Here is an 18,892-nt window from a genome sequence, read left to right on the forward strand (position 1 = left end):
CGAAGGTGGTCGGGTCGCCGTGCAGGCGTCAGGCAAAGACGTAGATCCCCATCAGGACGACGAAGAGCCCGGCGCAGTAGCCCTCGAAGGCCGCCCGCAACGCGACGGGTGCACCCCGGAGTTCCATGAAATGCCGGCCGACGAGGCGGATCTTGATCGCCGCGATACCGATCACCATCGCCGCGGCGAGGGTCTTGTCGTCGATCAGGTGTTCCCCGCCGAGGGCGAAGGAGAGCACGGTGAAAACGACCAGGGCGGCCCACACGATGACGGAACCCTTGGTGGCCGAACTGCCCAGCAGCGTCATCGGGCCGTCACCGCACCAGGTAGAGCGTCGCGAACAACATGATCCACAGCAGGTCGACGAGGTGCCAGAAGCTGGCGATGCCCTCCAGCGCCGCCGTCCGGTGGGTCCCGGTCGAGGCCGGCCGCGCGATGCGCGACGCGGCCAGCAACGCCCCCATGCCCAGCACCACGTGCCCGAGGTGGATGCCGGTGAACATGAAGTTGTAGGTGTAGAAGTCGTTCACCGAGGCGGTGTGATCGTCCTGTACCAGTGAGGTGTACTCGATCGCCTTGACGCCGGCGAAGATCAGCCCACAGGCAATCGCGGCCAGGAAGAACCGCGGCGCGTGCGGGTGGCGCTCGCGGGCCAGATGCATGCCGATGACGACGAACAGCGACGACGTCAGCAGCACGATGGTGTTGGCGACGCCCCACTCGAGGTGCAGCGTCTCGGCCGAGGACACGAACATCTCGGTCTCTCGGCCCCGCAGCACGAGGATGGTGCCGAAGAAGATGCCGAACACGACCATGTCGCCGAGCAGGAACACCCACAGCCCCGGTTCACCCGGGACGTGCACCTCCTGCGCCGGCCTCTTCGGCGGCGCCTCCACCCCCGCGGTCATACGGGCACTCCGTCCTCGACGGGCGCGAAAGCAGGGGCGACGCAGAGCACCCGACGCATCCGCTCGACGGCTGCGCTGTCCACACCACCTGCCGCCCAGTAACCGGCGACGGAACCGTACGAACTCTCGATCTGAGCCAGCGCCCCCTCCAGATACCGCGGGTCCGCCACGATTCGCCCCACCGCCGTGTCGACGAGGTCGCGCTCCTCGGCACCGAGCATCGCCTGCATGTGTCGAGACATGCGCTCCAGGTCCCAGGAGAGGGTCGTGCGGGCGTAGTCTTCGAGAACGGCCTCGCGCGAGGCGCCGAGAACGAGGAGCAGCACGGCGACGAGGACGCCGGTCCGGTCCTGGCCACCGGTGCAATGGATCAGCGCCGGAACCTGTTCGCGCTCACCGAGGCGGTGCGCGACCTCGGCCAGGGCGACGCGGGGCAGGGCCTCCACGATCTCCCGGTAGGTGCGCTCCATGTAGTCCAAGGCGACCTCTTCGTCGCGGCACATCTCCAACGCGGCTTCGGCCGACAGCCGGGTGTTCGACCACAGCGGCAGAGCCACCGTCTCGGGCGCGTGCGGGGCGAACCAAAGCTCCTCCCGGGCGGCGCCTTCCCCCGGCGACCGCAGATCCAACACGAGCTGAATCTGGTCGAGACCGCGGCGATCGGCTTCCGACAGGAAGTTGGGCGCTTCGCTACGAAACAGCACCCCCGAGCGGGTCACGCCCCCCTGCGCGAGGCTGAAGCCTCCAAGATCTCGGAGATTCGGCACCAGGCCCGCGGGGTTCACTCCGGCCTGCGGCGGCGCGCTCACCCGCCTTTCACCGCTCCCAGGCAGGCGATGCTGCGATCGAGACCGAGCGCCGCATCCTCGGGGTCGCAGACCACGGGCAGGTAATCTGCAGGCGCCACGAAACTGACGCCCGCCTCGGCGTAGGCGAGCAGCTTGTCCGCCACCTGCTGGGGGGTACCCCACAAGTACCCCACCTCGGCGTGCGCGCGGGTGGTCTTGGACAGCACGTCGTCGATGAAGGCCGTCGGCGTCGCCTTGGGCAGGAAGTCCTTGAAGTAGGCCCAGCCCTCGGGGGTCGGCGAGGGCAGCCCGGCCTTGGCCCAGTCGCTTCCCTGGATGCGGCCGAAGGTGGCGGCGATCCAGCGCACGATCGGGTTGTCCAGCGCCTTGTCGAGGACGTTCTCGTCCTCGTGGATGAGAACCGGGCAGAAGATGCCGAAGGTGAAGGCTTCGGGGTCCCGGCCCTTGCGTTCCACGTCCTTGCGCACCTGCGCGATGACCTCAGCGGCTTCTTCGGGAGTGCCCCAGGCGCAGGGCGCGGCCGAGGACAGGCCGTCGCAGTACGACGTTGCGACGTCCAGCAGCATCGGGCCCGATCCCATGGCGTGGATGCGGGGGCGGTGCGCGCGGGCGGACCCGAGGAAGGCCTGCTTCATCTGCCAGTGGTTGCCCTCGTAGTCGAACGGGCCGTCGCTGGTGAGAAAGGCGTCGAAGATCCGGGCGAAGTCCTCGAGGCTCTTGATGCCACGACTGCGCTTGTAGCCGAAGGGACCGGTCTGCTTGACCTCACCGCCCCCGACATGGACGACCATGCGGCCCTGCGCCATGTCCGCAAGCGTGAGCAGCATCTGGGTGAGCTGGGCCGGTCCGATGCGCAGACCGTCGGTGAGCACCGAGATCCCGAGCTCCGGCGCCGCGGCATGCGTGTAGGAGGTCATGAGGAACGCGTCGTGCATGGAGTCGGGGTCGCGCAGCATCGCGGCCATCGGCGCGTTCTCCGTGCGCCACAGTTGCGGCGGGATGAAGCTACCCATCTGGGTGGACTGTGACATGAAGTCCACTACACCGCTGGCCTGCAGGGCCTGAGCCTGCTGGGCAACCACGGCGGGCGGGAAGTGGCGGTCTCCCCACAAGAAGGCGGAGGTTTGCGGAATCGCGGGCATTGTTGACCCTTCGTCAGATCATACGGGCGCGGCGTTGGCGACGGCGGACGTCGTCGACCGATGCCATGTCCTGGGACTCACCCCAGCCGGCTTCGCCGTTGACCTCCCACTCGACCAGGCACCAGTCGACGTACCAGAGGTCGACGTAACGCAACCGGTTGCGCATCCGGCCGGTCGCGGAGATCGCGCGGCCGTCCGGGTCGCGAAGTTCGACCTGGACCGCGAGAGGGGCACCGTCCGCGGCCCGCTCGGTGACGCGACGGTGTCCGGAGACCGGGACGGAGAGTACGCCGTCGACAAGCATCATCCCGTACGCGAAGTGGTCGACGTCGGTCTCGGCCTTGGTGGCGTCCGGGGTGATCATCGTGACGCTGAAGCCGAGCTGGTCCGAGACCCACGCCATTTCCAGGCCGCCCCGCATGTGCGACAGGAAGGGCCGGCGCACCCCCCACGACCGGTCGCGCATCTGGTGGCAGTCAACGTCCAGGCGCTCGCCGTCAATGACCAGCGTGCCCTGGATGTGACCGATCTGCTCGTAGTGGAAGTTGCCGAAGTCCTCGGTGCCGTCCTTGCCTCCGGTGCTGAACGAAACGTCGTACGCGGGCGTCACGCCGCGCCAGTTCAGGTCCAGCGAGCAGGCCTCGGAGGAGAAGCCGAGGCGGTACTCCCGCAACGGGTCCACTGTGCGCACGCTCATCCCGTTGCTCAGTTCGAAGGAGAACATGTCGGCATCGGCGGGCAGCGGGTTGAACGGGAACCAGTGGTAGTACAGGCAGTCGTCGCGGCGCGAACCGTGGGCGTCCCACACCGCGACACCACCCGCGACGAGGTTCATGTTCGGGCGCACCCAGTAGTAGAAGAACCCGTTGATGTCGCGGTCGGGGATCTGGAACCCGAACCAGGCGGACTCGTTCCACCAGGGGTCGGGGCTGCCCCGCTTGAAGCTGTCGGCACCCGACGCCACGTCGAGCAGGCGGGGATCGGTCATGACCCGACCGCCTCGGCCCGCGCCAGGATCTCCACCGTGCCGGCCGCCCCGTCGACGCGGATCCGGTCGCCGGTGTTGATCACCGATGTGCCGACCCGAGTGTTGACGACGCACGGCAGCCCGAGCTCGCGGGCGACGACCGCGGCGTGGCTGAGCGCGCCGCCGATGTCCACGACGAGGGCGGCCGACACGAACATGATGGAGGCCCAGCTCGGATCCGTGGTCGGCGAGACTAGGATCTCGCCGTCGTCCACCTCGCCGAAGTCGGCATTGAGCACCACCCGGGCCACCCCCTCGACGACACCCGGGCTGACCCCGATGCCACGCACCGAGTCCTGCCCCTCGACCGACTGGCGGATCTCGGCCGCTGCATCGACGGCGCGGCTTGGCACCGGCATGCCGCGCCACTCGCTGGGGATCACCAGGGTCGAATAGAGCGCTCTGCGCTCCCGGCGCCGGGCGACGAGGTCCTGCACATCCGCGGGCAACGACCCGGCGGTCAGCTCGTCGGTCGTGAGGTAGAAGACGTCCTCGGGGTCGGCCAGCACTCCGTCGTCGGCGAGCAGGGCGCCCATCCGCCGCGCAACGGCCCGGCAGACGTCCACGCTCTGCAACATCCCCCGCTTGGGAACGCCGCGCTGTGGGATGAAGCGGCCCGCCGCGGCGAGCAGCCCGCGCACCCCCGGGCGCTGCCAGGTCGGCACAGCCGCCACGACCGCGTCCACCATCTGCCGGTAGTTCGCATGCGCCGCCGCGTCCCGCGCGGCCGGCGACTCGTCGTCGCCGTAGCTGCGGTAGCCGTCGAGGATGCGGGTGAGCGGGGTCGGATCCTCGCGCCAGGACCGGCTGGATGCCTCGCCCTCCGCGGGTCCGTGGTAGCCGTGGCGCAGCAGAAACTCGTCGAGGGCGAGCTGATCCCGCGAGACGAGCCACATGTCGGTCAACATGCCCGCCTCGGCGCCGCCGGACCCGCTGAGCACCGCAGCGTCCCCGACGCCGGTGCGGCGCACCAACGCCTCGACAGCCTCGTAGAGGGGAGTGATCAGTCCGAAGGTCATGTGGCCCTGGGCGACCAGGACTCGGACGAAGACCTCACCGGCCTCCGCCAGGGTCCGCCTCGCCTCGGGCAGCTCCATCTGAGGCAGTCTCAGAATGGTGCGCCGGTACCACTGGTCGGTCTCCGCGGAAACCCGTCGCACCTCCCGCGGCGACGTCGCCACCACCCGGGCCATGCTCGCACCGACCCGGGCGTAGAACCGCTTCGTGGGGTTCGAGGCCAGCGTCGGCGGAACCCGGCCGAGCAGGGACAGGGCCACCTTCTCCGCGCTGGTGCCCGGCATCCGGTCACCGATGGTCGCGAAGAAGTCGACGTTCCAGCCGATCCGGCCGTAGAACGGGCGCATCGTCCAGGTGTTCGGGTCTAGGGGAACGGCGCGCTCGGCCGCAGTCAGCACTCCCATGTCGGCGATCACGCCGCGGAAGGCCCGCTCGGCGTTGCCGCCCCAGAACGTCCATCCGAGCGGGGTCAGCACCCCCGGCATCGCCTCGCCGACGTTCGTCCGCGTCCAGTGCTCGTCCGGCCGACTGAACGCGTGCAGCGGATCCCACGCCTCGAGCGGATCGATCTGCTCGGGATCGGTGGAGGAGCCGTCGGTCAGACGTCCCACTCGAACTCCAGCCGCTCTGGCCGGTGGAAGATCATCCCGTCCTGCACCCGGATCTCCTGGCCCGGCACGACTCGCAGGTTCGGCAGGCGGGTCAGCACCGTCTCGAGCGCGATCCGCATGTCCAGGCGGGCGAGCGGAGCGCCGATGCACAGGTGGGGACCGGTGCCGAAGTGGATGCTCTTGCGCATCTCGGAGTTCTCGCGGTCGATGTCGAACTTCTCCGGGCAGTTGAAGACCGTCGGATCGTTGTTGGCCGACTGTACGAGCAGGAACAGGTTCGAGCCGGCCGGGATCTTCTGGCCCCCGAACTCGACGTCCTCCAGGACGCGACGCACGATGCCGCGCGCCGGGGTGAGCCGGCGCAGCGACTCCTCGACGGCCTTGGGAACCAATGAGAGGTCGTCCCGGAGGCGGGCCGCGATCTCCGGGTGCTGCGCCAGCATGTAGAGGGAGAAGCTGATCCCACCGGCGCTCGTCTCGAAGCCCGCGATGATGAACTGGCCGATGATGCCGAGGATCTCGAGGTCGGTGAGCTTGTTCTCGCCCTCCTCCTGCGCCAGCACCAGCTCGCTGATCGCGTCGTCGCCCGGCTCCTTCCGGCGGGCCGCGATCGCCTCGTTCAGGTACTCACTGAACTTGACCTGGTCACGCGCAAGTTCCAGCCGGCGTTCCGGGGCGATGCTCGGCAGGAACAGCTCGACGATGCCGAGCGTCCAGTCCCGGAATCGCTGCAGGTCCTGTTCCGGCACGCCGAGGAACCGGATGAGCACGTGCAGCGGCATCGGGGTCGCGAACTTCTCGACAAGGTCCGCGCGTCCGTCGGCCACGAACTCGTCGATGAGAGCGTTCGCGGCCTCACGAATCGCATCCTCACGGCGGGCGACCGACTTGGCCGTCAGGGGGTGGTTCGCCAGGCGGCGGATCCGGGTGTGCTCGGGTGGGTTCGTGTTGACCAGCGCGGGGATCCAAGGGGCGTAACCGTGCGGGAGCTGGTCCTTGACCTCGTCCGGAACCTCCCCGACGAGGTCGGCGGGCATGCTGCCGAATCGCTTGGTGTCCTTGGCGGCGACGACGACGTCCTCGTACCGGCTGAGCACCCAGGCGTCCATCTCGGGCACGTACATGACCGGCGCGGCCTCGCGCAGCTGCCCGAACATCGGGCAGGTGTCCCAGGTGCTGCGCAGCATGTCGAGCATTCCTGGCTGCTGCTGTGTCTCGGTCATCAGATGCCCTTCAGGGTGGCGGCAGAGTCGAGGTCGATCGCCATGTCGGCGTAGCGCTTCGCCTGGGCGGCGATGAAGGCGTCGAGCTCCGGGGTGGAGACGACCTGGGCGGCCAGGCCGACGAACAGGAAGGCTCCGTAGAGGGCGCCTTCGCGGTAGGCGTTCCAGCAGGCATCGGCGTCGAAGTCGTGAACGCCGGCGGCCACGAGCTGGCTGTGGTAACTGGCGACGAGGTCCTTTTCGTGCGCGCGACGGTCCTCGGTCGGCAGGGACGAGCCGATCAGATACGCCAGGTCGATTCCGGGCGGGCCGAGGCGCACCGTCTGGAAGTCGATGACGGTGACCGGCGGGGCTCCGGGGGCGGTGCCCATCATCAGGTTGTCGCTGCGGAAGTCGCCGTGCTGGACGACAGTCGGCGCACTCCAACTCCGGACCCAGTCGCCGGCGCGGGGCAGGTTCGTGCGGAAGAATTCGATGTGCCGGGCGTCCAGGCTGTCGCCGAACCGGGCGACGAAGGGTTCCAAGCCCTGGCCCATCGCCTCGAACATTCCGATTGCGCGACGCGGGTCGGCCAGCCATTCGAGCTTCGCCACCTGCGGGGAGTTCCACAGCGGGGCTTGGAACCTCACCAGCTCGGTGATCGCCGCGCGGCAGGCCGCGAGCATGTCCTCGACCGATGAGCCGGCGCCGACGTTGGCCAGCGGCTTCGCCACGTCGCTGAGGTCGGCGAGCACGAGGGTGAACAGACCTGACTGGGGGTCAGATTCACCGGCGTAGCAGGTGGGCACGCTCATGTCGGGAACGAGCGGAGCGACGTCGCGGTAGAAGCTCACCTCGAGGTCGTACATGCCCATGGCCTTGGCCATCCCGAAGCTGCCCGGATCGGTGGACGGGATCTTCACGATCACCGAAGCCGGGGCGGAAGTGGGGCCGTCGTAGGTCAGCGTGGCCCGCACCATTCGGGCGAAGGCGCCACCGCCGAGTTGCTCGGTCGCCACCGATTCCACGCGGGCGGATCCGAGGACACCGGCGAGCACACCGGTGAACCAGTCCGCGGTCATCTCCTCGACGGAGTTCACGATCGACATGAGTGGCCTACTTCCCGTACGGCGGGTAGTCGGGAGAGTCCGGGAAGCAGTGCAGAAGACCGGGATCCTTCTCCAGCAGCCGGCGCCAGTAGCGGCGGTAGTGCCGGAAGTTCATGAAGTCCTGGTCCTCGCCGTAGGCGACCTGCCCGTCGAACTCCCACTTGACCATCGACCACCAGTTGATGATGTCGCTGTTGATCGGCCATTTGAGCCAGTTCATCGTCTGGCCCTCGGCGTGCAGTTCGCGTCCGAGTTCGTCGACCGCGTCGATGACCTGGGACAGCACGCGACCGTCGCGGCCGCGCACGGCGGTGCGGGTCCCGCTGACGACCTGAGCCTTGACGCCGTCGCGGATGTAGAGGCCGGTGGTGATCGTCTCGGTGGTCCCCTCGATCGGGTCCTCCTCGAACGAGAGCGTGGTCTGCGGGTCGTAGAGGTGGAAGCCGCTCTGCGGCGAGGCGAAGCAGTAGGGCCACCCCGCCCGCAGCGGGTCCTTGATGTCCGCGTGGCGCGGGCCCCACCCACGATCGCGCAGCGCGCCGCAGTTGATCTCGATCCGTTCGCCTTCGAGTTCGATATGGCCGTTGAACCAACCCGCGTGCTCGTAGTGCCCGACCGAGTAGTCCCCGTCCTTGGCGACCCAGTTCTTGATCCCGGGGTCCTCCTCGCCGCCCTTCGACAACTTCATGTAGTGCGGCTCGGCGGTCGCCGTCCATGTGAGGTCGAGCTTGAACCCGTTCTTGTCGTAGGTGATGTGGTACTCCTTCTGCGGAGTGATCATCTCGCACGACAGCGAGTTCGAGAGCGTGAAGTCGTACATGTCCGAGTTCGGCGGGATCGCCAGATGCTGGTCCCAGCCGTAGTACAGGCAGTTGTAAACGTCCTCGCCGGTGTGGTCCCAGACCGCCGGGCCGGCCACGACGAGGTTCATGTTGGGGCGCCAGTACCAGTACACGAACCCGCATATGTTCCGCTCCGGCACCGTGAACCCGAAGAGCGTGTTCTCGCTCCAGTACGGGTCGGTACTTCCCTGGTGCCAATGCTCGTCGGAGACGTCGATCTGGTCGGACCATCCCATGCGGCTGTCCTCTTTCGAACTCGTCGGGGCGGGGTGCCGGGTCTCGCGGATTTTCACGATAACCCTGATTAGACAGTGTGTGCAACCAAATGGACACGCTGTCCAGCAGGCTGTGCATCGGACCGGTGAATCGCGGAACCGAGCTGGGGAATGACTACTGCGGACCCTTCGCGTTCACCGGCAGGCACTTGTTCTTTTGCGGGGCGACGTACTTGCCGTTCTCGATGGCGATCAGGAAGTAGCAGGACGGGATCCCGACCCGCGGGACCTTCGGAGTGAAGGTCAGGGGTGCAACCAGGCCGCCCAGGTCGTTGTTCTTGATCGTGTACATGGCTTTCAGGACGTCGGCCGGGGTGGGGTTGGCAGGAAGACCGGCCTTGACCGCCTCCGCCGCGAGCACTCCCGAGGCGTATGCCATCGCCGGGGCAGGTCCCTCCAACATGCGCCCGAAGTACTTCCGCATGTTCTCGGCGAAGCCCTTGGTCGCCGGCACCGACGTGTCGACCCAGGGGAAGGTGTTCAGCGGCGCGAGAAAGTTGCCGTTCACCGCGGGGTAGGTGAGCAGGTTGCTACCGATCCCATTGCTGATCCCGAGGAAGAGCGGCTTGAAGTCCTGCGCCGCACAGTTCGTCGCGAGACGGCCCACGCTCGGCCCGTCCAGAATCGCGATGATCGCCTCGGCGCCGGCCCGCTTGGCGGCGATGCATTGCGAGGTGTAGCTCGGAGCGACCAGCGACGCCTTCTGACTGAGCAACACCTCGCCGCCCATCGCCTTCACGACCGGGGAACCGACCTGCAGATCCTTGCTCGCCGCCTCCGGACCACAGGAGGCCGGAAGCTCGACGCAGTAGAAGACGGCAAGCTTCTTGGCGCCCCTCTCGATCGCAATCGCGGCATCGGCCGCACCGATCACACTGACGAAGGGACCGATCGGGAAGAACACCGGATTGGTGAAGTACGGCAGCTCCGAGGACACTCCCCCGATCGACGGAACGCCCTTGTCCTTCAGGTATTTCTCGAACCCGTTGACCGACAGCGGCGCCGCGAATCCGACGAAGGCCAGCACCTTGTCGTTCTCGACCATGCGCTGCGCGAGGGTCAACGCGGTAGCCGGGTCACCGCCGTCGTCGCCGGAAACCACCCGGACCGGGTGACCGCCGAGCCCGCCACAGGCGTTGGCCGACTTCGCCCACACCTGCAGGGCTTCGGCGATCCCCTTGAAGAGCTCACCGAGCAGGCCCGACTGGGTGCTGATGTTCCCCAAGGTCACAGTCGATCCCGACGTGGCGCACTTGTTCGTCGCGGTGGCGCCGCCGCTGGACGATGCCCCTCCGCCAGGCTTGGCGCTCGGCTTGCCGGCTTGCGGCGCCGCGGTCCCCCCTGGAGCGGTGCTGCCGGATGCCACCGGCGGCGCGACTCCGGTTGCGGGGTCCACCACCCCCGGGGTGGACCCTTGTGACGGATCGACGGAGCCATCGACGGCCGCGCCGGCGACCGTGCCGGCCGGTGGGTTGGCAGCGACGAACTCCTGCGCGTCACGGCGGGAGCCGCATGCGGTGAGGGTTGCAAGCAGTGCTAAGGCTGCCAGCACCGCGACGATCTGCGCGCGAGGGCTGCCTCGGCCAATCCTGACCATCTCCGTGCTCCGTTCAGGGGCGTCCGCGTCGAGCCACGGTAACTCGATTAGACAACGTGTGCAACGGATCGGACGGACTGTCCAGAGACTTTGTGCAGGGACGCCGGACGAGAGGTCAGACCCGCCCGGCCGCGGCCCGATGTGCCGGTGATCCCGCGTAGAGGACGTGCCAGATCACGGAGGTGAGATTGCTCCGCAGCAGGCGGGATTGCTCGTCGTCGCCGGCTCCGAGGCCCTGATTCATACCGCGCTCGATCAGCCACACCAGCCACGCGGAGGTCTCCGCCGCCAGCAGGTCTGGGTCGACGAAGCCCTCGGCCTGGCCGCGCTCGATGTGCTGGCGTGTCCCCTCGATCCCGCGTTGGATGGCGCCGCTCAACGTGGCCCGCAGCTCGTCGTTCTGCGTCGCCTCGTCGTTGATCGCGGCCATCAGGCCCGCGTGGCCGAGGTAGACGTCCAGCACCGCGTCCAGGGCGGTGGCCAGTTCGTCCGGGGTGGCGTCCGCGCCCAATGACCACCATCGGTCGGCGGCGTCGGCGAACTCCTCCAGGATCTCGGCAAACCAGGCCTGTAGTAGGTCGGCTTTGCCCTCGAAGTAGATGTAGAAGGTGGCGCGGGAGATGCCGGCTGTGGTCGCCAGCTTCTCGACGCTGACCGTCGAGTAGGTGTCGCCGTCGGCAGCGAGGGCGTCGATGGCGGCGAGCAGTCGGTCGCGGATCTCCCGCCGCCGCTGCTTTGAGTCGATGCGCTTCTTGCCGTTGCGCGGCGCCGCGGTCGTCAATGCAGCGCCTTCCACAGGATGTCGACGACCGCGGCGAGGACCCGCTCGGGCTCGTACTCCCCCGACCCGAGGCTGAGTTGGGACAGCCCGCGTTCCATCATCCAGGTGAGCCAGGCGGCAGTGGCGTCGGCATCGAGGTCGGTACGCAACACGCCGGCGGTCTGGCCGGTGCGGATGTAGTCCGCGATTCCCTGCTGACCGCTGGCCATGTACGCCATGAATTCCTCCCGCACCCGGGCGTCGTGCGAGATCGACTCGGCGACCGCCCGCATCAGCGTGGTGTGGGGGCTGTAGATCGCGAAGAGGTGGGCCAGCGCGGCGTGGAACTCGTCCTTGGTCCCGCTCGGTGCGAGCTGCCACCACATCCGGGTGGCGTCGACGATCGTCGACATGACGTCGCCCGTGAGGGCCCGGAGCAGGTCGCTCTTGTCCTCGAAGTAGTTGTAGAACGTCGACCGGGAGAGCTCGGCCTCCGCGACCATCTGGTCCACCGTGAGGCTCGGGTAGGTCTGCTCCTCGAGGAGTCGCTCCACAGCCGGCAGCAGCCACCGCGAGATGAGTTCACGACGCTCGATGTGGCGTCGGTCGAGCGACTCGGCACGGCGGCTCGTCGACGACGGGGAGGCAGAGGACATGGCAACCAGAGCCTAACCCCGCCGTGTTACGGCCCGGGCGCGGCGCCGCGCCCGGGCCTGGCCCCTTACTGCGGGCCTCTCGCGTTGACCTTCAGGCACTTGGAGCCCTCCGGCGCCGTGTACTTGCCCTTCGAGATGGCCACCAGGAAGTAGCAGGACGTGATGCCCTCCCGGGGAAGCTTCGGCGTGAACGTCAGAGGCGCGACGAGTCCCCCGAGCGTCTCGTTCTTGACCGTGTACATGGCCTTCACGATGTCCGCCGATGTCGGACTGGCCGGCAGGCCAGCCCGGGCAGCCGCGGCCAGTAGCTCGCCTGATGCGTAGGCCATCGCCGGGCTCGGACCGCTCAGGGCCCGCCCGAAGTACTTCTGCACGTCGTCGGTGTACTTCTTGGTCGCGGGGAGCGATGTGTCCACCCAGGGGAAGGTGTTGAGCGGCGCGAAGAAGTTGTCCTCGTTCAAAGCGGGATAGTCGGTGAGGTTCCCGCTGAGCCCGAGGCTGATGCCGAGGAACAGCGGCTTGTAGTCCTGGGCGTGACAGTTCGTGGCCAGGCGGCCGACGCTGGGTCCGTCGAGGATCGCGATGATGGCCTCGGCGCCGGCGCGCTTGGCCGCGATGCACTGGGAGGTGTAGCTGGGCGCGACGACCGAGGCCTTCTGCGACAGCACGACCTCACCGCCCATCGCCTTGACCACCGGGGAGCCGACCTGCAGGTCCTTGCTCGCCGCGACCGGGCCGCAGGAGTTCGGGATCTCCGTGCAGTAAAAGACCGCCAGCTTCTTGGCCCCGCGCGCGATCGCGATCTCCGCGTCGGCGGCGCCGATCACGCTGACGAACGGCCCGATCGGGAAGAACATCGGGTTGGTGAAGAAGGGCAGCTCGGAGGAGTCGCCGCCGATGGAGGGGACACCGACCTCCTTGAGGTACCGCTCGATCCCGGCGACCGACAGCGGCATGTCCAGCCCGATGAAGGCCAGCACCTTGTCGTTCTGCACCATGCGCTGCGCGATGGTCAACGCGGTCGCCGGGTCGCCGCCGTCGTCGGCGGAGAGAACGCGGACAGGGTGTCCACCCACTCCACCGCAGGCGTTCGCGGCCTTCGCCCACACCTGCAGCGCCTCGGGCAGGCCCTTGAAGAGCTCACCGAGCAGGCCGGACTGGGTACTGATGTTGCCGAGGATGAGGACCGATCCGGAGGTGGCGCACTTGTTGCCGGTCGCTGCCGTTTTGGTGCCCTTCGCGGCCGTGCCGGATGAGTTCGTCCCGGACGCACCGGGTTTGGCGGCGCCCGGGCTCGCGACCGCATCGGGGCTGGTCGCCCCGTCGGTCGCGCCCGCGACGGTCCCGGGAGCGGGGACCGCGCCGGGAGCCGGCACCGTCCCGAGCCCACCGTCGGTCGCGACACCGGTGCCGGCGTCGGCCACCACGCCGGTCCCGGTATTGGCCGCCACGAACTCCTGGGCGTCGCGGCGCGAGCCGCAGGCCGAGAGCGCAAGCGTGGCGGTCAGGGCCGTGATCAGAATCCCGGCGGTGAACTGCCGGCGCGGAGCCGTTCGGTTCGCGTGCATAGGTGGGCTTCCCTTTACTTGACTGCGAAGAAGCGGACCAGTTGCGCGGCGCCGAGCGCGCCGAGCGCTGCGAACACGAGCATCAGGTAGACGCTCGCGCCGTCGGTGGTGGCTCGGCCCGCGAGCGAGATCTGTCCGACCTGGGGCGAGGCCGCCGGCGTCAGGTCCACGGTCGGAACACTGCCGGGAGCGACACCTGAGGCTGCATCAGGAATTGCACCGGCGCCGGGCGGGATTGCGCCCGCGACGGCGTCGACCTGTCCGGCGGCGGCGTCGACCGCGCCCGAGAGCTCGGGCGAGATGGCACCGACGGTGGAGTTCACGACCTCGCCGCCGAGCGCTCCGGCTGCTCCGTTGGTCGCGGAGAGGGTGACCCGGCCGAAGGTGTAGACGATGTCGACCTTGCCCTGGCTCGGGACATTCTGGGTGGAGGCCACCTGCAGCGCACCGGAGACCACGGACCGGATCGTCTTCTTGGCGTCGGGCTGCGCGCCGGTGCTGGTGGTGCCGTCGGTGTAGGTGAAGGTGCGCGGCAGGTAGGTGAGTACCAGGCCGGACGGAGCCAGGACCGTGTTCAGGGTCGCGATCGAGGACGGCGTGAGCGGGATGGGAGTCCCGAACACCAGAGAACCGTCGTCCTTGATACCGGAGGAGAAGTTGCTCGCGACCGTTACCGTGCCCAAGTCCGTAGCACCGGTGATGACGGGCTTGCCCCCCTGCGGCTGGGTGAGCGAGAGCACCGAAGAAACCCGGCCGATGTCGAGGACTCCGCCGAAGCTGAACGCCGAGGCCCCGGCCGCCCCGCCGGTGGTGACGGTGCCGTCGTCGTTCGCGGTGGCCTGCGCCACCGCGAAGCCGGTGGAGTTGTCGGATCCGATCTGGCCGAGTTTGACGCTGCCGAGCGAGGACCGCTCCGCGGTGCGCGCCGACAGTTCGTAGCCACCGGTCTTCTGCTCGTCGATCGACTTGCTCGGATAGCTGGCGGAGACGTAGCCGGGGAACGGCGGGATGGCCGGCAGGTTACCTGATCCGAGCCCGGTCAGAGTCGAGGGCAGGGAGTAACCGAACGGCGCGTAGGGCGCACCGGCGTCGGCCTTGACCACTCCGGTGCTGCTCAGCGCGGCCGTGCTGCCGTAGGGGCTGGCGTCGACCGTCTGGGTCACCGGGAGCGAGTTGTCGGCGATATGGATGTCGAGCGCGCTCGCCCCGGCGAGCAACTCGTAATCGGTGGGCGCCTCGGCGTGCGCGACCGAGTCGGTGAGTACGAGCGTGCCGACGGCGAGGACCGCCAGAGCGCCCAGGCCGGCTACGGTCCGCAGGGACCGGGCACCGGTAATCACGATGCGTGTCATCGACTCGCTCCTAGGTAGGACTCCGCCACGGCGCTCTCGCTGAGCTCACCGGGTTCGCCGGCAAAGGTGATCCGGCCGCGGTTGAGGATGTAGACGTAGTCGGCGAACTCGAGCGCGCGCGCGACGTACTGCTCGACGAGCAACAGGGACTTCCCGGACCGGGCCAGACCCTCAAGGAACTCGAAAATCTCCGAGACGATCTTCGGCGCCAACCCCATCGACACCTCGTCCAGGAGCACGAGCGAGGGATCGGAGACGTAGGTGTGGGCGAGCGCGAGCATCTGCTGCTCGCCGCCACTCATGGTCCCGGCCAGTTGGGTAGCGCGCTCCCCCAGGCGCGGGAACGCCTCGGCGGCGCGAGTCATGGCGCGCTTGTCCACCGAGGCCGGCGCCTGGAGGCGGACGTTGTCGGCGACGGACAGGCCGGGAAAGACTCCGCGGCCTTCCGGGACGTGACAGATACCGCGGCGGGCGAGGTCCTCGGGCGGGCGGCCCGTGACGTCGACCCCGTCGAGAATCAGCTGACCGGAGGTGGGCTTGAGCAGCCCGGAGGCGACGCGCAGCAGCGTCGTCTTGCCCGCGCCGTTCGGACCGATCAGAGCCACGACCGAGGAATCGGGAACGATCAGGTCGACGTTACGCAGCACAGTGCCGGTGTCGTACCCGGCGGTGATGCCCCGCAGCTCAAGCATGGGCGGTCTCCTCGGCCGCGGACTCCAGGGCGCTCGACTCCGCGCCGAGATAGGCCTCGAGCACGATCGGCGAGGCCAGTGCCTCGGCAGTGGGGCCCTGATGGATGAGGCGACCGAAGTCGAGCACGTAGATGTAGCTGCAGATCCCGGAAACGAGCGCCATGTCGTGCTCGACCAGAAGGATCCCGACCCCGCTCTCGGCGACGTAGTCGCGCAGGATCTCGCCGAAGCGGTCGGTCTCGCTCGGGTCCAGGCCCGAGGACGGTTCGTCCAGCAGTAGGAACGTGAAGGGGGTGGCGATGGCGCGGGCGAGCTCGACCAACCGCCGCTGACCCGTCGACAGGTCACCGGCGTTCCGGCGAGCCAAGTGCGTGAGGCCGCAGTGCTCCACGGCATCCTTCGCGAGCGCCGCGATCTTCTTACGCTCCCCCGGCGGGCAGAACAACTGGCCGAAAGGCCGGCCCGCGGCCAGGAACGATTCGACGCCGAGCTCGACGTTCTCGACCACTGTCATGGAGTCGAACAGCTCCATGCGCTGGAATGTGCGACCCAGGCCACGCGCGGCGCGGCTCGAGGTCCCGTGCCCGTCGAGGACGGTGTTGCCGAGGCGGACCCGGCCCGAGGACGTGGGGACGACCCCGGTACAGGCGTTGAAGGTCGTGGTCTTGCCGGCCCCGTTCGGGCCGATCAACCCGGTGATCTGGCCGGCCGGAGCATTGAGCGTCACCCCCGAGACCGCGACGAGTCCACCGAAGCGCACGGTGACGTCGTCGATGTCGAGGCCGGGCAGCTGGGATGCTTCCCTACTCATGCGGGTGCTCCTTCCCGGACGCGCTGCGCGCGGACAGCCATTGGCGTCCGTCGCCCGACCCGGGCCACGCCGCGGCGGCCCACGGTCGGCACCCGCAGTGCGGGGGCAATCGCCACACCAAGGGCCAGCGCACCGAACAGGGCACCCTGGTAGTCGACGAAGAACTCACTGTTGAACGGCTCGTAGATCCGGATGACCACGAACAGCACGGCGGCGATGACCGGGGACAGGATCGGGCGACGGCCGCAGAAGGTCAGGACCGCCACCAGCACCAGCGAGTTGAAGTAGCCGAAGGACCCGCCCGCGTTGCCCGATGCCGACTGCGGCACGCCCGCGATCAGTACACCGCCGATCGCGGCCAAGAACGCCGAGAGGCTGAACACCAGCAGGCAGGTGACCCGGGTGTTGGTCGCGTGGGCGGCCAGGGCCGCCGGGGAGTCACCGAGCCCGCGCAACAACCGCCCGAGACGGCTGCGACGCACCGTCAGAATCAGCGCGACGCAGACCAGCGACACGGCCAGCGCGGTGAAGTAGTAACCGCGGTCACTGGAGGTGTTCAGGCCGAACAGCTCGGGTCGGGAAACCGACCGGATGTCGGCCGGACCGAACATGAGGTCGGTGGCATAGATCAGGTTCTGGAACAGCAGACCGAAGCCGAAGGTCGCCACCGCCAAGTACGTGCCCGAGAGGCGGAACGACGGGATTGAGACGATCGCCCCCACCGGGATGGCGACCAACGCACCGGCCAGCAACGCCAGGAGCCAGGGCCATCCCGCGTTCTGGGCGTGGAAGAAGGTCGTCGCGCCGACCGCCGCGAACGCCATGTGACACAGCGAGAGCTGGCCCGAGGTCCAGATCAGCAGACCGAGCGAGGCGAGCACGATCGCGAACCCGATCGCGGTCGTGTACTGGTTGATGTCGGACTTGCTCACCACGAACGGCACCATCACCGCGGCGGCCAGCCCGACAGCCCCGGCCGGCACCAGCAGGTTCACCGGGATCGGTCGGATCGGGGTCGCACGCCGGGCCCGCTTCGCCCCGCGCTCGATCAACTTGCGCTTGGGTACCAGCAGCAACGCCGCCACCAGCACCAGGAACGGGACCTGGGTGTAGAGCTGGGACAGCACGACATCGGTCTGGCCGGCGAGCTTGTCCGAGAGGATGTTCATCGTGATGCCGATGCCGATCGCGGAGGCGAACGTCAGCGGCAGGCTGGAGAAGCCGCCGAGCGCCGCGGCACCGAACGCGGTCACGTAGAGCAGGAGCATCTGGTTGACCTGGATGCCCAGGCCCGGCGCTATCAGCATTCCGGAGATCGAGACGAACGAGGACCCGATGGCCCAGGCGTAACGCCGCACGACGATGGGGCTCGTGGCCTCAAGGGCCAGCAGGTTCGGGTCCTCGACCACCGCCTGCATCGCGACGCCGAGTCGCGCGCGCTTGAAGTACAGGTAGAGCCCGGCGGTCGAGGCCAGGGCGAACACCGTGATGATCACCTGGAACGCCTGCACGTTCACCTCGCCGACCGCGAAGCTCTCGGTCGGCAGGTACTGGGAGAACTGCAACGTCGCCGGCCCGTACGCACCGGTGAGCAGGGACTGCAGGAACACGAGCAGGCCGATGGTGGCGACGATCTTCATCACCGGCGGTGCCTCGGCCAGCAGGTAGGCCATCCGCTCCAGGATCAGCGAGCCGCCGATCCCCACGATCAGCAGCGCCAGCAGGGCGGCGACCGGCCAGGGCAGCCCGGCGTCGATCCGGAAGCTGTAGAACACGTAGGCCGACGCGGCGGCCTGACCGCCGATCGCCAGGTTGAAGATGCCGGAGGTCTTGAAGGTCAGCACCAGACCGAGGGCAGCGAGGGCATAGATCGAGCCGTCGGAGATGCCGTTGATGACGAACGGCCACACGTTGTTCGCCGAGGCCAAGTAGCTGCCGAGGACGAGGAGCACGGCAGCCAGAGCGGCCTGTTGTGGCCTGCCCTTCAGTCCCGCGCGGGTCAGGTTGCCGGCGCGGGTGATCAAGGTCGTCACGGTAGACACGCTCCGCAGGGGGTCCGACCGGCGCTCTCGTGCTGCTCGCGAGCGGCGGCGGGCCAGTCCCGGCCGGCCGCGAGGGGACAGTCCTCGCGGTGGTATCGCCGCAGGTCCGGACCGGCCACCAGCACCGGGGAGTAGGAGCGCGGCGCTAACGACGCGGCGTGGACAGCGCCGACAGACTCCGGCACCTGCTCCGTACGCAGCTGCGCGCGGCGCCGCTCGATCAACAGACGGCGGCGGCTGCGGATCGCGCGCCGCCCGTTGAGAAACCACGACACCAGGCCCGCGCCGGCCAGCATGATCCCCGCGGCCGCGACGTTGAGAGACACCACTTGGTCGCCCTCGACCAACTTGTCCGACGCGCTGTACCAGCCCACAAACCACAGGCAAACCCCGACGGCGACAAGGATCGTCGTGACCAACAGGTCCGCCGGGCTCCACAAGGTGGCGGCAACCACCGGCCGCCGTCGCTGAC

18 protein-coding genes are annotated in these 18,892 nt (G+C 68.5%); all 18 read right to left on the reverse strand.

Features of this window, described 5'->3' with window-relative positions:
- Positions 1-28 precede the first annotated feature (28 nt).
- The 18 genes from SPOPO_RS0103590 to SPOPO_RS34715 all read right to left on the reverse strand — a co-directional run bounded on the left by SPOPO_RS0103590 (position 29) and on the right by SPOPO_RS34715 (position 18,875).
- Positions 29-307 (reverse strand): cytochrome C oxidase subunit IV family protein, encoded by a 279-nt coding sequence (locus tag SPOPO_RS0103590; protein ID WP_019873411.1) that lies wholly within the window; start codon positions 305-307, stop codon positions 29-31.
- A 7-nt stretch (positions 308-314) separates the two neighbouring features.
- Positions 315-908, reverse strand: coding sequence for a cytochrome c oxidase subunit 3 (locus tag SPOPO_RS0103595; RefSeq protein WP_019873412.1), 594 nt, complete (start codon positions 906-908; stop codon positions 315-317).
- Positions 905-1,717, reverse strand: coding sequence for a tyrosine-protein phosphatase (locus SPOPO_RS0103600; RefSeq protein ID WP_019873413.1), 813 nt, complete (start codon positions 1,715-1,717; stop codon positions 905-907). The genes SPOPO_RS0103595 and SPOPO_RS0103600 overlap by 4 nt, the downstream gene beginning before the upstream one ends.
- Complete coding sequence (locus SPOPO_RS0103605) at positions 1,714-2,748, reverse strand: LLM class flavin-dependent oxidoreductase (RefSeq protein WP_169577150.1); 1,035 nt, start codon at positions 2,746-2,748, stop codon at positions 1,714-1,716. Before SPOPO_RS0103605 ends, SPOPO_RS0103600 begins: the two co-directional genes overlap by 4 nt.
- Before the next feature lie 124 nt (positions 2,749-2,872).
- Complete coding sequence (locus SPOPO_RS0103610; RefSeq protein ID WP_019873415.1) at positions 2,873-3,847, reverse strand: DUF7065 domain-containing protein; 975 nt, start codon at positions 3,845-3,847, stop codon at positions 2,873-2,875.
- Positions 3,844-5,514 (reverse strand): PEP-utilizing enzyme, encoded by a 1,671-nt coding sequence (locus tag SPOPO_RS0103615; protein WP_019873416.1) that lies wholly within the window; start codon positions 5,512-5,514, stop codon positions 3,844-3,846. Before SPOPO_RS0103615 ends, SPOPO_RS0103610 begins: the two co-directional genes overlap by 4 nt.
- A complete protein-coding gene (locus SPOPO_RS0103620; protein ID WP_211210846.1) occupies positions 5,502-6,737 on the reverse strand; it encodes a cytochrome P450 in 1,236 nt (411 codons plus the stop codon). Before SPOPO_RS0103620 ends, SPOPO_RS0103615 begins: the two co-directional genes overlap by 13 nt.
- Positions 6,737-7,825, reverse strand: coding sequence for a phosphotransferase (locus tag SPOPO_RS0103625; RefSeq protein ID WP_019873418.1), 1,089 nt, complete (start codon positions 7,823-7,825; stop codon positions 6,737-6,739). Before SPOPO_RS0103625 ends, SPOPO_RS0103620 begins: the two co-directional genes overlap by 1 nt.
- 7 nt (positions 7,826-7,832) lie before the next feature.
- The gene (locus SPOPO_RS0103630; RefSeq protein WP_019873419.1) at positions 7,833-8,903 is read right to left on the reverse strand and encodes a hypothetical protein; all 1,071 of its coding nucleotides are present in this window, start codon (positions 8,901-8,903) and stop codon (positions 7,833-7,835) included.
- A gap of 154 nt (positions 8,904-9,057) precedes the next feature.
- Positions 9,058-10,539 carry an ABC transporter substrate-binding protein gene (locus tag SPOPO_RS0103635; RefSeq protein WP_084670870.1) on the reverse strand — a complete coding sequence of 494 codons (1,482 nt, stop codon included), beginning with the start codon at positions 10,537-10,539 and terminating at the stop codon, positions 9,058-9,060.
- A gap of 115 nt (positions 10,540-10,654) precedes the next feature.
- On the reverse strand, positions 10,655-11,320 hold the full coding sequence (locus SPOPO_RS0103640; protein ID WP_019873421.1) for a TetR/AcrR family transcriptional regulator: 666 nt from the start codon (positions 11,318-11,320) through the stop codon (positions 10,655-10,657).
- Complete coding sequence (locus SPOPO_RS27530) at positions 11,317-11,955, reverse strand: TetR/AcrR family transcriptional regulator (protein WP_019873422.1); 639 nt, start codon at positions 11,953-11,955, stop codon at positions 11,317-11,319. The genes SPOPO_RS0103640 and SPOPO_RS27530 overlap by 4 nt, the downstream gene beginning before the upstream one ends.
- A 65-nt stretch (positions 11,956-12,020) precedes the next feature.
- Positions 12,021-13,523, reverse strand: a complete 1,503-nt coding sequence (locus SPOPO_RS0103650; RefSeq protein WP_019873423.1) for an ABC transporter substrate-binding protein — start codon at positions 13,521-13,523, stop codon at positions 12,021-12,023.
- Positions 13,524-13,537: 14 nt separating this feature from the next.
- The gene (locus tag SPOPO_RS0103655) at positions 13,538-14,875 is read right to left on the reverse strand and encodes a hypothetical protein (protein ID WP_019873424.1); all 1,338 of its coding nucleotides are present in this window, start codon (positions 14,873-14,875) and stop codon (positions 13,538-13,540) included.
- On the reverse strand, positions 14,872-15,567 hold the full coding sequence (locus SPOPO_RS0103660) for an ABC transporter ATP-binding protein (RefSeq protein ID WP_019873425.1): 696 nt from the start codon (positions 15,565-15,567) through the stop codon (positions 14,872-14,874). Before SPOPO_RS0103660 ends, SPOPO_RS0103655 begins: the two co-directional genes overlap by 4 nt.
- Positions 15,560-16,378, reverse strand: a complete 819-nt coding sequence (locus tag SPOPO_RS32340) for an ABC transporter ATP-binding protein (protein WP_051098270.1) — start codon at positions 16,376-16,378, stop codon at positions 15,560-15,562. Before SPOPO_RS32340 ends, SPOPO_RS0103660 begins: the two co-directional genes overlap by 8 nt.
- A complete protein-coding gene (locus tag SPOPO_RS27535) occupies positions 16,375-18,411 on the reverse strand; it encodes a branched-chain amino acid ABC transporter permease (RefSeq protein ID WP_051098272.1) in 2,037 nt (678 codons plus the stop codon). The genes SPOPO_RS32340 and SPOPO_RS27535 overlap by 4 nt, the downstream gene beginning before the upstream one ends.
- A complete protein-coding gene (locus SPOPO_RS34715) occupies positions 18,408-18,875 on the reverse strand; it encodes a hypothetical protein (RefSeq protein ID WP_019873426.1) in 468 nt (155 codons plus the stop codon). Before SPOPO_RS34715 ends, SPOPO_RS27535 begins: the two co-directional genes overlap by 4 nt.
- Between the last annotated feature and the right edge of the window lie 17 nt (positions 18,876-18,892).

The sequence above is a fragment of the Sporichthya polymorpha DSM 43042 genome, assembly GCF_000384115.1.
GTDB lineage: Bacteria > Actinomycetota > Actinomycetes > Sporichthyales > Sporichthyaceae > Sporichthya > Sporichthya polymorpha.